General features: G+C 68.5%; 12 protein-coding genes. 3 read left to right on the top strand and 9 right to left on the bottom strand.

Features of this window, described 5'->3' with window-relative positions:
* Positions 1 to 140 precede the first annotated feature (140 nt).
* Together rng and EO174_RS14745 are read right to left on the bottom strand one after the other, a co-directional pair.
* Positions 141 to 1640, bottom strand: coding sequence for a ribonuclease G (gene rng / locus EO174_RS14750; RefSeq protein WP_104534149.1), 1500 nt, complete (start codon positions 1638 to 1640; stop codon positions 141 to 143).
* Positions 1640 to 2212 (bottom strand): Maf-like protein, encoded by a 573-nt coding sequence (locus EO174_RS14745; protein WP_126945323.1) that lies wholly within the window; start codon positions 2210 to 2212, stop codon positions 1640 to 1642. The genes rng and EO174_RS14745 overlap by 1 nt, the downstream gene beginning before the upstream one ends.
* Before the next feature lie 122 nt (positions 2213 to 2334).
* On the opposite strand from EO174_RS14745, the gene EO174_RS14740 reads away from it, so the two are divergent.
* On the top strand, positions 2335 to 3069 hold the full coding sequence (locus tag EO174_RS14740) for an SIMPL domain-containing protein (RefSeq protein ID WP_104581909.1): 735 nt from the start codon (positions 2335 to 2337) through the stop codon (positions 3067 to 3069).
* Positions 3070 to 3303: 234 nt separating this feature from the next.
* On the opposite strand, the gene EO174_RS23240 is transcribed toward EO174_RS14740, so the two are convergent.
* Positions 3304 to 3543, bottom strand: a complete 240-nt coding sequence (locus EO174_RS23240; RefSeq protein ID WP_241240016.1) for a hypothetical protein — start codon at positions 3541 to 3543, stop codon at positions 3304 to 3306.
* Between EO174_RS23240 and EO174_RS14735 the strand changes: the two genes are divergently transcribed.
* Entirely contained in the window at positions 3437 to 4039 is a 603-nt protein-coding gene (locus EO174_RS14735) for an energy transducer TonB (protein WP_241240015.1), read from the top strand. The genes EO174_RS23240 and EO174_RS14735 overlap by 107 nt on opposite strands.
* Positions 4040 to 4277: 238 nt before the next feature.
* Here EO174_RS14735 and rlmH read toward each other — a convergent pair whose 3' ends face one another.
* On the bottom strand, positions 4278 to 4748 hold the full coding sequence (rlmH, locus tag EO174_RS14730) for a 23S rRNA (pseudouridine(1915)-N(3))-methyltransferase RlmH (RefSeq protein ID WP_016903756.1): 471 nt from the start codon (positions 4746 to 4748) through the stop codon (positions 4278 to 4280).
* 121 nt (positions 4749 to 4869) lie between these two features.
* Here rlmH and EO174_RS14725 point away from each other — a divergent pair, with 121 nt between their 5' ends.
* The gene (locus EO174_RS14725) at positions 4870 to 6411 is read left to right on the top strand and encodes an alkaline phosphatase PhoX (RefSeq protein ID WP_126945320.1); all 1542 of its coding nucleotides are present in this window, start codon (positions 4870 to 4872) and stop codon (positions 6409 to 6411) included.
* 198 nt (positions 6412 to 6609) lie between these two features.
* On the opposite strand, the gene EO174_RS14720 is transcribed toward EO174_RS14725, so the two are convergent.
* The 5 genes from EO174_RS14720 to lptE all read right to left on the bottom strand — a co-directional run bounded on the left by EO174_RS14720 (position 6610) and on the right by lptE (position 10962).
* Positions 6610 to 7725, bottom strand: a complete 1116-nt coding sequence (locus EO174_RS14720) for a J domain-containing protein (protein WP_126945317.1) — start codon at positions 7723 to 7725, stop codon at positions 6610 to 6612.
* Positions 7726 to 7736: 11 nt separating this feature from the next.
* The gene (rsfS, locus tag EO174_RS14715; RefSeq protein ID WP_024939731.1) at positions 7737 to 8147 is read right to left on the bottom strand and encodes a ribosome silencing factor; all 411 of its coding nucleotides are present in this window, start codon (positions 8145 to 8147) and stop codon (positions 7737 to 7739) included.
* A gap of 57 nt (positions 8148 to 8204) precedes the next feature.
* Positions 8205 to 8927: a nicotinate-nucleotide adenylyltransferase gene (gene nadD / locus EO174_RS14710; RefSeq protein ID WP_164740217.1), complete on the bottom strand. Its 723-nt coding sequence runs from the start codon at positions 8925 to 8927 to the stop codon at positions 8205 to 8207.
* A gap of 179 nt (positions 8928 to 9106) precedes the next feature.
* Positions 9107 to 10135, bottom strand: a complete 1029-nt coding sequence (gene holA, locus EO174_RS14705) for a DNA polymerase III subunit delta (RefSeq protein WP_104581906.1) — start codon at positions 10133 to 10135, stop codon at positions 9107 to 9109.
* Between the two features lie 185 nt (positions 10136 to 10320).
* Positions 10321 to 10962 carry an LPS assembly lipoprotein LptE gene (gene lptE / locus EO174_RS14700; protein ID WP_104648057.1) on the bottom strand — a complete coding sequence of 214 codons (642 nt, stop codon included), beginning with the start codon at positions 10960 to 10962 and terminating at the stop codon, positions 10321 to 10323.
* Between the last annotated feature and the right edge of the window lie 247 nt (positions 10963 to 11209).

Here is an 11209-nt window from a genome sequence, read left to right as displayed (position 1 = left end):
GGGCGGGGATTGGGTATTGGAGATTGGGGATTGGTTAAAGCAAAGCCGCGCACGGTGCCGTCAAGCGCCATTATCGGAGCAAGCCACGCTACCAGAGCCGGCTTTGACCAATCCCGATTCCCGACTCCCCATTCCCGGCCTCACAGCAGCACCACATCGAACTGCTCCTGCAGATACTGGTCGTCGGACTGGAAGCGGATGCTCTTGCCGAGGAATTCCTCCAGCTCGGCCACCGCGGCCGACTCTTCGTCTGTGATGCGGGCGACGACTTTCGAGGAGGCGATCACCAGCAGCCGCGCGGCATCGAACTGGCGTACCGCGCGGGTGATCTCGCGAAAGATCTCGTAGGTCACCGTCTCGGCGGTCTTGATGGTGCCGCGCCCGCTGCACTGGCCGCAGGTTTCCGACAGCTGCCGTTCCAGGCTCTCGACGGTGCGCTTGCGGGTCATCTCGACCAGGCCCAGCGGCGAGAATTCGTACACGGTGGTCTTGGCATGATCGCGCGCCAGCGCCTTTTCCAGCGTGCGCAGCACCTGGCGGCGATGCTCGGCATCGTCCATGTCGATGAAGTCGATGATGATGATCCCGCCCAGGTTGCGCAGCCGCAGCTGCCGCGCCACCGCCTGCGCGGCTTCCAGGTTGGTGCGGAACACGGTTTCCTCGAGATTGCGCTGGCCGACGAACGAACCGGTGTTGACGTCGATGGTGGTCATCGCCTCGGTCTGGTCGATCACCAGATAACCGCCGGATTTGAGCGGTACCTGCTTGTTCAACGCGCGCCCGATCTCGTCCTCGACCCCGTACAGGTCGAAGATCGGCCGGTCGCCGGTGTACAGCTCCAGCCGCTCGGCCAGCACCGGCATGTACTTGGCCACGAAGGCCTGCAGCTGCACGAAGGTCTCGTTGGAGTCGACCTTGACCTTTTCCACGTCGCGGCGGATCAGGTCGCGCACCGCACGCAAGGGCAGGCTCAGGTCTTCGTAGATGATGCTGCACGGCGGTGCTTCGCGGCCGCGCCGCTCGACCACGTTCCAGACCCGCGACAGGTAGGCGATGTCCTCGGCCAGCGCCTCGGCCGGCTGGCCTTCGGCATTGGTGCGGATGATGTAGCCGAAGCCGCCGTGCTGGGCCGAAACCTCGCTGACGATGGTCTTCAGGCGCAGCCGCTCGGCCTCGTCCTCGATCCGCGCCGACACCCCGACGATCTTGGACTGCGGCAGCAGCACCAGGTAGCGCGAGGGGATGCTGATCTGGGTGGTCAGCCGCGCGCCCTTGGTGCCGATCGGGTCCTTGACCACCTGCACCACGATGTCCTGGCCGTCGCGCAGCAGTTCCACGATCGGCACCGATGCCGCCGGCGGTGGCGGGATCGGCGTCTCCTCGGTATCGACCACGCTGGCCGGCGCCGGCGCCGGACGCACCACGTCGTTGGCATGCAGGAACGCGGCGCGCTCCAGCCCCAGCTCGACAAAGGCCGCCTGCATGCCCGGCATCACCCGCTGCACCTTGCCCTTGTAGATGTTGCCGACCACGCCCCGGCGCCAGCCGCGCTCGATATGCAGCTCCTGCAGCATGCCGTTCTCGATCACCGCGACGCGGGTTTCGCGCGGGGTGACGTTGACCAGGATCTCTTCCGACATCAATGCGCTCCGAGGGCTGTGAGCAACTGCGAGGTGTGAAACAGCGGCAATCCCATCACGCCGGAATAGCTGCCGGACAGATGGCTGATGAAACGTTCGGCGCGGCCCTGGATCGCATACGCGCCGGCCTTGCCCATCGGCTCGCCGCACGCCACATAGGCGGCGATCTGTGAGGCATCGAGCGTGGCGAAGGTCACGTCTGACACCACCAGGGCCTGCACCGGCGCGCGTTGTGCGCAGACTAGAACCACGGCCGTGAGTACCTGGTGGGTACGCCCGGACAGCAGGCTCAGCATGGCGATCGCATCGGCCGCATCGGCCGGCTTGCCGAACACCCGCTCGCCCAGCACCACTTCGGTATCGGAGCCGAGCACGATCGCGGCGGGGTCGGCTGCCTGCACCTGCGCCAGGCCGGCACGCGCCTTGTCCAGCGCGACGCGCTGCACGTACTGCGCAGGCGATTCGTCGGCGGCGCGCAGTTCGGGCACGTCCAGTTGCAGGGTCTGGAAAGGCACATCCAAGCGTTGCAGCAGTTCTTGTCGGCGCGGCGACCGGGAGGCGAGATAGAGCATCCGTCCAGCATACCTGTTGCTCCTCCTCGCCCGCTTGCCGATCCGGGCGGCAGTGGTCGCGTTCGACTCACAACATGTTCATCGAACCCGCAACACGCTTCCCTTACAGACCAGGAGATCTCATGCGTACCACCCTCAAACCGTTGTTGCTGGCCCTGTCCATCGCTGCCGGAACCGCCATGACCGCCCACGCCCAGACCACTCCGAGCTACACCATTCCCAACGATGGCACCCTGCTCAACGTGTCGGCCGAGGCGGAGGCCAAGCGCATCCCGGACATCGCCACGCTGTCGGCCGGCGTGGTCACCCAGGCCGCCGACGGCAACGCCGCCATGCGCCAGAACGCCGAGCAGATGAGCAAGGTCATGGCCGCGATCAAGGCCGCCGGCATCGCCGACAAGGACGTGCAGACCACCGGCATCAACCTCAGCCCGCAGTACACCTACAAGGAGAACGAGGCGCCCAGGATCAACGGCTACCAGGCCAGCAACACCGTCAGCCTCAAGGTCCGCGACATCTCGCGGCTGGGCAAGGTCCTGGACGCACTGGTCGCCCAGGGCGCCAACGACATCAACGGCCCCAGCTTCTCGGTCGACCAGCCCGAGCCCGCCTATGACGAGGCGCGCGTGGCCGCCCTGAAGAAGGCCCAGGCCCGCGCCGACACCTATGCCAAGTCGCTGGGCCTGAAGGTGCGCCGCATCGTCAGCATCTCCGAAGGCCGCAGCGGCGGCGGCGTGCGCCCGATGATGATGGCCGCCTCGATGCGCTCGGCCAAGGCCGAGATGGACACCCAGGTCGCCCCGGGCGAGAGCACCTTGTCGATCAACCTGGACGTGACCTTCGAGCTGGGTCGTTGATCCAGCCGCGATCGCGTTCGGTGTGATTCAAGACTGCCCTCCTCGAGGGCAGTTTTTTTTGGGGCACGCCGCAAGTTCCGGTACCTGGCCTTGCGATGCCACCGGTCCTTCGAACCGCACGAGCCTGCGGCGCCGACTCATCTGTGCGGATCGCGGCAACCGGACGAATCAGCCAACCGACCTCCAGCGCTTCGAAACCACTTGTGCCCATGCAAAGGGCGCGGTAAACCTACGCTACCGGATGGTGTCGTGCGTCCGGGTCGCGCTGGTCCTTTCCGCAGTTCCGTTGAGGAGGTGGATGATGGTTCGCACGCAATCCCAGGTTTCTTCCCGATCCACAGGCATCGACAGCTCGCGCGTCCTGGCGATGAGCACGGCGGTGGCCCTGCATCTGCTGGCCGGCGGGCTGTTGTTGATTCCGCTCTCGTACCGGGCGGTTCCGCAGCCGCCCGCACCGAAGGAACGCTGGGTCATGCCCGTCACCATCGCGACGCCACCACCGCCGGTGATCAAGGTCAAGCGGGAGTTCACGCCGAAGGTGCCGCACACACTGCCGACCACGGTCCCGGTGCCGGTGCCGACCCCGGTGATCAGTCAGCCGGCCGTGGTCGAAGACGCAGCGGTCGCCTTACCCGCAGTCACGGACGCGGTCACCGACAGCGCGCCGGCGATTGCCGCACCCAGCGGCCCGGTCGAGGCAGGCCAGCTGCACTACCTGAGCTCGCCGGCGCCCAGTTACCCGGTGGCGGCCTTGCGTGCCGGTCAGCAGGGCACGGTGCTGCTGCGCGTGTTGGTCGGCACCGATGGCCGCCCGGCCGAGGTGAGCGTGCAGACCAGCAGCGGTCATCGTGCACTGGACCTGGCCGCACGCAGCCAGGTGCTGCGCAGCTGGCGCTTCCAGCCGGCGATGCAGAACGGCCAGGCCGTGCAGGCGTATGGCCTGGTGCCGGTGAGCTTTTCGTTGAACTGATGCGTCATTACCTGCGGCGACTCGGATGCCCGGTCGCCGCACGGTCTGGCGTTGCGCAGCCGGCTGCTGCAAGGCCACGGTTTCAGCTATTGCATGCGCATCGTTGCACTGCGCCTTGCGTGCACACGACGACGTGCGGTCTCGCGGATCGGGTTCAGGGTGCGCCCGGCTACTTGCCCGCACACCCATCTCGAAAGCGCAGCGGATACGCGCGGATTACCGCCATCGCGCATGCCGCTTACGCGCGGTGATACGGATGATTGGCCAGCATCGCCGCAGCGCGGTACAGCTGCTCGGCGACGATCAGGCGCACCAGCATGTGCGGCAGGGTCAGCGGGCCGATCGACCAGCTTTCGCTGGCGGTTTTCAGCACCTCGGCAGCGTGACCTTCGGGGCCGCCGATCAGGAACGCCAGATCCCGGCCCTGCCCGCGCCAGTGCTCCATGCGCTGGGCCAGCTGCTCCGAACTGAGCGGGCGGCCCGGGATGTCGAGCGCAACCACGTAGGCGTTCTTCGGCAGCGCGGCAAGCACGCGGCGGCCTTCGTCGTCGATCGCGCGTTGCGCATCGCGGCCCTTGCCGCGCAGGCCGGGTTCGATCTCCACCAGCTCCAGCGGCATCCAGTGCGAGAGACGTTTCTGGTATTCGGCAAAGCCCTGCGCCACCCAGGCCGGTGCACGCTCGCCGGTAGCGATAAGTCGGCATTTCATGGCCACATGATATCCGCGTCACAGCTTGGGCATCGGAACCGGGGCGATCACAGCGGTGTCATGGTGCGGTTACAGCGGGCTTCTAGCGTCGGCGCACTACCCAGCCCGCAGGAGTCGTTCGATGCCGATTTTCGATCCCGCCCGCCGCCAGGTGCTCAAGGGCAGCGCTGCCGTGATGGCCGCCGGTGCGCTTGGCAGTTTGAGCGCGCTGCAATCGCGCCAGGCCCAGGCCGCCAACAGCGCCTCGCCGCCGCTGCAACTTGCCCCGGTGCCCAGCCGCTATGGCCCGCTCGCGCCGGTCGCCGACCAGAGCACCGGCTTGCCGTTGCTGCAGTTGCCGCGCGGTTTCAGCTACCGCTCGTTCGGCTGGAGCGGCGATCGCATGGACGATGGGCAGCCCTGCCCCGACCGCCATGACGGCATGGCCGTGGTCGGCCTGCGTCGGCCCGACTGGCGACCGGGCAGCGATCCGCTGCGCGGCCTGGAATACGTGCTGATCCGCAACCACGAACGCGGTGCAACCACGCCGTTCCGCGCACCGGCGATGTACGACACCGGCCTGGTCAGCGGCACCCAGCTGGCCGGCGGCGGCACCACCACCCTGAGTTACGGCCGCCGCGGCTGGGGCAGCCTGGAGCCGAGCCTGGGCGGCACGCTGGTCAACTGCGCCGGCGGCCCGACGCCATGGGGCACCTGGCTGAGCTGCGAAGAGATCAAGACCAATGCGGTGTCCAGCACCGGCCGCAAGCACGGCTACGTGTTCGAGGTGGATCCGGACAGCCAGCGCACCACCGGCCGGCCGCTGGTGGGGCTGGGCCGCTTCAGCCATGAGGCGGTGGCGATCGATCCGCGTACCGGCATCGTCTATCTCACCGAGGACGATCGCAACAAGGCCGGCCTGTATCGCTTCATTCCCAACGACCGCCGTGGCCGCAACGGCTCGCTGGAAAATGGCGGACGCCTGCAGGCCGCACGCGTGCGCGGGCGGCGCAATGCCGACCTCACCGTCGCCAGCATTGGCCAGCAGTTCCAGCTGGAATGGGTGGACATCGAAGAGCCGGATCTGGACAGCATCGCCGCGCCGGCCGGCTTTGCCGACATCGGCGCCAACGACACCCTGAGCGGACCGTTTGCGCAGGCCTGGGCAGACGGGGGGCTGCGCATGAGCCGCGGCGAAGGCATCTGGTACAGCTACGGCAAACTCTTCATCGTCGACACCAGCACCGGCGTGGATGCGCAGGGCCGGCGCGGTTACGGCAATGGTGCGGTGTGGGTGCTGGACCTGTTCACCCAGCGCCTGAGTGCACTGTTCGTCAGCGGCAATCAGCTGGCCGCGCACAACCCGGACAACGTCACCGTCAGCGCGCGCGGCGGCGTGGTGCTGTGCGAAGACGGCGGCGAGAGCCCGGACGACTACGGCCCCGGCGCGCGGCTGCTCGGGCTGACCCGCGGCGGCGAATCGTTCTACCTGGCCAAGAACAACGTGCAGCTCACCTCGCAGCAGATCGCCAATGCCGGCAAGACCATCGCCGAAGGCGATTACCGCGATACCGAGTTCTGCGGCGCCTGCTGGGACCCGCTGGCGCGCACCTTGTTCGTCAACATCCAGACGCCGGGCATCACGCTGGCGATCACCGGGCCGTGGGAGCGCGGGCCGTTGTAAGCCCGTGCCCGCACGCCGGCCCGCCCCTGCTGCCGAACGGATCAGCCGTTCGGCAGCGCCCCTGTCACTGGCCGAACCCCGTGCATGCAGGCGCCTGGCCTGCATGACTGGCAGCATGTCCAACCGAGGCTGCGCACAGCACGCGCACGCACCCGCAGTGGCGCGTGTGCAGCCGGACCACGACACCCGGAACCGTGGTCAGAACCAGGGCGCGTCGGGCGCGTCGGACATGGCGCGCTGCAGCTTCAACCAGCGCTTGAGCGATTGCGAGTCTTCCAGCTCGCGCAAGCCCCTGCGCGCCTCCATCAGCTCGTCCTCGAGCTCGCGCTTGAGCTGGGCCATCAACCGGCCCAGTCGCTCGGGCCTGGGTCGCGCTGCCAGCTCCAGCCCGTATTCGGCGCAAAACTCGTCCGATTGCTGCTGCAGCTGCTGCTGCAACTGCCTGCACTGCCGGTCCAGTTCGCGGTTGTAGTCCTGCAGGCGCGCGGCGCTCATCGCGTCCACGCCTCGTGCGTCCATCAGGCCGATCTCGGCCTGCAGTTCGAGCAGGCCCAGCAGATCGCCGGCCTTGTAGGCGGCGTTGAGCCGCTGCATCAGGATGGTGCGCGCGGCGTGGTCGTCGGCGTCCCTGGCGCGGTCCGGATGCAGATTGCCGGCCAGCTTGCGATACAGCTCGCGCACCGGCGGCGGCTCGGCACTCTCCCCCACCGCCTGCTTCTCGGCACGCTTGCGCCGCTGCGTACCGCGTTGCTGGTGTTGCGCGCGCTGCTGCTGCAGACGCTCGCTGACGCGCTCGTAGAGCTCCTCGGGCGACTCGATACCATCCAGCTCGTCGGCATCCAGTCCGTAGGCCTGGCCGAGGATCTGCTTCATCAGCGCATCGGATTCGGCCACTTCCCGGTCGTAGCCGACGGCGCTGTGGCGATCGTAGATCGGGCGTAGTGCCTCGTGGCCGGCCTCGATCAGCGGGGCGGCGATGTCGCACAGCAACTCGGACAGGAAGGCGCGATCGGCCTTGCCCAGCTTGACCGTGGCATGCGCGCGGTCGAGCGCTTCGACCAGCGCAATGTCGGCCGCGCGGCGCTGGTCGAGCAAGGGCTGCAATTGGGTGTGGTAACGCTCGCGCCATTGCGAACGCGCGAGGTGCCAGGCCTGCAGGTCGGCGCGATGCCGTTCCAAGTCGCGCAGCAGGCGGTCGAAGCGCTTGCGTGCCGGCGACAGCGGCGCGCCGGACGGTTGCCCGGCCTGGCTGCGCAGCTGTTGCAGCGCCTGCGCGGCAGGCGCATCGGTCGGGGGTCGGGCATTGCGCGGCATGCCCGGCCCACTCACTCTTCGGGGTCGGCGTCCGCGTCGTCCGGACGCTGGTCGCCCACTGTCCACAGGCGCTCCAGTGCATAGAACTCACGCACGCGCGGCAGCATCACATGCACCACCACATCGCCCAGGTCCACCAGCACCCACTCGGCCTCGCGCTCGCCTTCCACGCCCAGCGGCATGACATCAAGACGCTTGGCGAACTTGACCACTTCTTCGGCGATCGACTTCACGTGGCGGGTCGAGGTACCCGAGGCGACCACCATGTAATCGCAGACGCTGGACTTGCCGCGCACATCGATCTCGACCACGTCCTTGGCTTTCAGCTCCTCCACGGCCTCGCGCACGGTGGCCAGCAGGGCCGGCACGGACGGCGGCGGATTCGGGATGGAGGTCTTGATGACTTGGGCTTGGGTGGTCAAAGCGGGTAACTCGATGGAATTGGCGTGAATTATAGGCCGGTCCGGCCGGCTGCGTGTTCAGCGAGTCGGCAGCGCATCGCCGTACAGGCCTTCGTGCACGATGAAGGCCGCCACCGACGCCGGCACCAGCGCCTGCCAGTCGCTGCCGCCGGCGATGCGCGCGCGCACGGCGCTGGCCGATTCGCCGCGCAACGGCTGATGCAACCGCCACAGGCGGCCGGCCGGGGCAGTGCCCAGTTCGCTGGCGCTGGCAGTCCACCTGCCCTGCACCGCCTGGGCAAGCTGCGGGGCCTGGCCCAGATCCAGCGGTGCGCCTGGACGCTCGGCAACGACGAAATGCGCCAGTTCGAACAAGGCCTGCCAGTGATGCCAGCTGCTCAGCCCGACGAAGGCATCGGCACCGAGCAGCCAGGCGATCGGAGTGGTGGGGCCGAGTTCGGCGCGTAGTTCGCGCAAGGTATCGACGGTGTAGGACGGCGCGCCCCCCTGGCCGGCGCGGCGCAGTTCGCGGGTGTCCAGCACCAGCCCGGGTGTGTCGGCCAGCGCCAGCTCCAGCATGCGGGCGCGCTGCGCAGCGGTGGCGCCGGGCGCGGGGCGGTGCGGTGGGTCGGCGGCCGGTACCAGATGCACCCGCGCGCCCAGCTCGTCGCGCGCGGCGCAGGCGATGGCGAGGTGGCCCAGGTGGATCGGATCGAAGGTGCCGCCGTAGTAGAGGTGGAGCCGGGAGTCGGGAGTCGGGATTGGGGAATCGGGGTGAGGCCGGGAATCGGGAATCGGGATTGGGGAATCGGAAGAGCGCGGGTTCGGCGCTGCCGGGTGGGCGTTGGTAGGCGGCGAGGTGTGGGCCGCGCTGCCGGGGTTGGCCGCAGCTGTGGCCTGGCCGGGGGGTGCGCTGCGTGGGCAGACGGGTCGCGCATCCTCGACGCAGGCGCGGTCTCCGGGGGCGGCATCGCCGGCGTTCACACCAGCAATCTCACCGCGCGGGCTTCGGCCACGGCCACCAGCAGGCGTTCCAGGCCGACCCAGGGGTCGCCGTCGGCGCGGCCCTTGGCCATGCGGTCGACCCGCGAGGCTTCGGCGACGAAGCGCTCCCAGCGACGTGGCTCGGGGTGCCGCTGCAGCGCGCGCTTGAACGGCGCCTGGCGCGATTCCCACAGGCCCTGCGCCTTCATTTCGGCAGCGAGGTTGCCGCCGTTGGCCTGCACTTTGGCCAGGGCCGCGGTACGCAGCAATTCCTTGATCAGGATCGGCATCAGTGCGGCCACCGCCTCGCCTTCGGCGCGCAGGCCGGCCAGCATGCGGATCACTGCGGCCGGTTGCCCGGAAAACGTGGTTTCGGCCAGGCGGAACACGTCGTAGCGCGCGGCATCGGCGACCAGCGATTCCATCGCCTCCAGGTCCAGCACCTTGCCATCGGCCAGCAGCACCAGCTTGTCGATTTCCTGTGCAGCGGCCAGCAGGTTGCCTTCCACCCGCTCGCTCAGGCGCTGCACGGCGGCAGCGTCCGCACGCAGGCCGTGGCTGCGCAGGCGGCGCTCGATCCAGTCGGAGAGCTCGTGCGGCTTGATCGCCCAGGCCACCGCAATGGTGCCGATGCGGCCGACCGCATCGGCCCACTTGCCCTGGTGCGCCTTGCTCCAGTCGTTGGCGGTGATCAACAGCACCACATCCGGCGGCGGGTTGGCGCAGAAGCGGGTGATGACCTCGGCGCCGTCCTTGCCCGGCTTGCCGCTGGGCAGGCGCACTTCCACCAGCCGGCGCGGACTGAACAGGCTGGGCGCGTTGAAGGTCGCATCCAGCTGGTTCCAGTCGAACTCCCGCCCGTCGGCATCGAAGACCTCGCGTTCGCTGATGCCTTCGGCACGCGCCCGTGCGCGCACCGCATCGGCCGCTTCCAGCACCCGCAAGGTTTCCGGGCCGGCGATCAGGTACACCGGCTGCAACGGTTGGTTGGACTGGCCGGCCAGCTGTTCTGGACGAAGTTCCATGACTACGGAAGTTCCATGACTACGAGAACACGCGCGACTGGACCGTTACCGACAAGACCGCGTCGGCGGCGGCCGTCGCGGCATGGTCAGCGCGCGGCAAGCGCGACATGCGCCTGGCGCACGCCAGTTCCGGACACCGGGCGCGGCTGCCCGGCAGATGCGCGGACGGGCTGATCACCGGCTGCTCAGTTATTGGACGAGGACGCCGGCGGCAGCGACGCCGGCACGCTCGATTCCGGCGTGGACGGCTGCACGGGCGGCGTGGCGGCCGGCGGCAGCGGCGCGCTCGGCGTGCTTTCCAGGCTCTCGCCACGCTGCACGCGGGCGCGCACCACGCTGTCGATACGGCGCAGGATCGAGGCCGACATGTCCTTGCGCAATTCGTCGGCGAGGATCTCGCGCTCGGTCGCGGTACCGGTGGCGTCCACCGGTGGCGACACGTAGTCGCGCGACAGCTCGATCACCTGCTGCGGCACCAGCACCGAGCCGTTGGCGGTGGTGACGGTGAAGATGGCGGCGTAGCGCAGGCTGTATTCCTGCGCACGGCCCTGGCTGTCGATGGCGATCGGCAGATCGCCCCAACGCTCGGACAACACCTGCACCTGCGCGAAGCCGGTCTTGGCATCTTCGTCGGCCAGGGTGGCGCCGGCAGCCTTGAGGCCACGCCGCAGCAGCTTGGCCAGCTCGCTGTACTGCACTGCGGACTGCACCTTCACTGCGGGCGTATCCGGCGGCAGCGCCAGCGAGTTGCGCAGATGGAAGCCGCAGGCGGTGAGGCTCGAGACGAGCACGAGGGACGCAGCGAAGGCAGTAGGGAATCGAATCATGGGCACAGTCTGGATGAGCGCCCCGGCGGCGGCAACAGGCGGCTAGCCTGCCCGACACCGCGTGAACGGGGCTTGAGAGGGCGCGGCGAAAAAACGCCGCGCCCAGGAATGAAAAACGCGTTGCCACGCGCCGGTGCAGTGAATGACCAGAAGCCACCCCGGCAATCTCGCCTGCACGTCGCCAAGCGCGACTGAAATGAAGGACCAGGAACCATCGCGGAAACATCACCCATGCGTCGCAACGCAC

The organism is Xanthomonas sp. BRIP62418, assembly GCF_003993495.1.
GTDB classification, from domain to species: domain Bacteria; phylum Pseudomonadota; class Gammaproteobacteria; order Xanthomonadales; family Xanthomonadaceae; genus Xanthomonas; species Xanthomonas euroxanthea.
This window is presented reverse-complemented; position numbering and strand designations above follow the sequence as displayed.

Bases quoted from the DNA above. Each gene is read 5' to 3' on its own strand.
- rng (WP_104534149.1), bottom strand. From the start codon at position 1,640: ATGTCGGAAGAGATCCTGGTCAACGTCACCCCGCGCGAAACCCGCGTC.
- EO174_RS14745 (WP_126945323.1), bottom strand. From the start codon at position 2,212: ATGCTCTATCTCGCCTCCCGGTCGCCGCGCCGACAAGAACTGCTGCAA.
- EO174_RS14740 (WP_104581909.1), top strand. From the start codon at position 2,335: ATGCGTACCACCCTCAAACCGTTGTTGCTGGCCCTGTCCATCGCTGCC.
- EO174_RS14735 (WP_241240015.1), top strand. From the start codon at position 3,437: ATGAGCACGGCGGTGGCCCTGCATCTGCTGGCCGGCGGGCTGTTGTTG.
- EO174_RS23240 (WP_241240016.1), bottom strand. From the start codon at position 3,543: ATGACCCAGCGTTCCTTCGGTGCGGGCGGCTGCGGAACCGCCCGGTAC.
- rlmH (WP_016903756.1), bottom strand. From the start codon at position 4,748: ATGAAATGCCGACTTATCGCTACCGGCGAGCGTGCACCGGCCTGGGTG.
- EO174_RS14725 (WP_126945320.1), top strand. From the start codon at position 4,870: ATGCCGATTTTCGATCCCGCCCGCCGCCAGGTGCTCAAGGGCAGCGCT.
- EO174_RS14720 (WP_126945317.1), bottom strand. From the start codon at position 7,725: ATGCCGCGCAATGCCCGACCCCCGACCGATGCGCCTGCCGCGCAGGCG.
- holA (WP_104581906.1), bottom strand. From the start codon at position 10,135: ATGGAACTTCGTCCAGAACAGCTGGCCGGCCAGTCCAACCAACCGTTG.
- lptE (WP_104648057.1), bottom strand. From the start codon at position 10,962: ATGATTCGATTCCCTACTGCCTTCGCTGCGTCCCTCGTGCTCGTCTCG.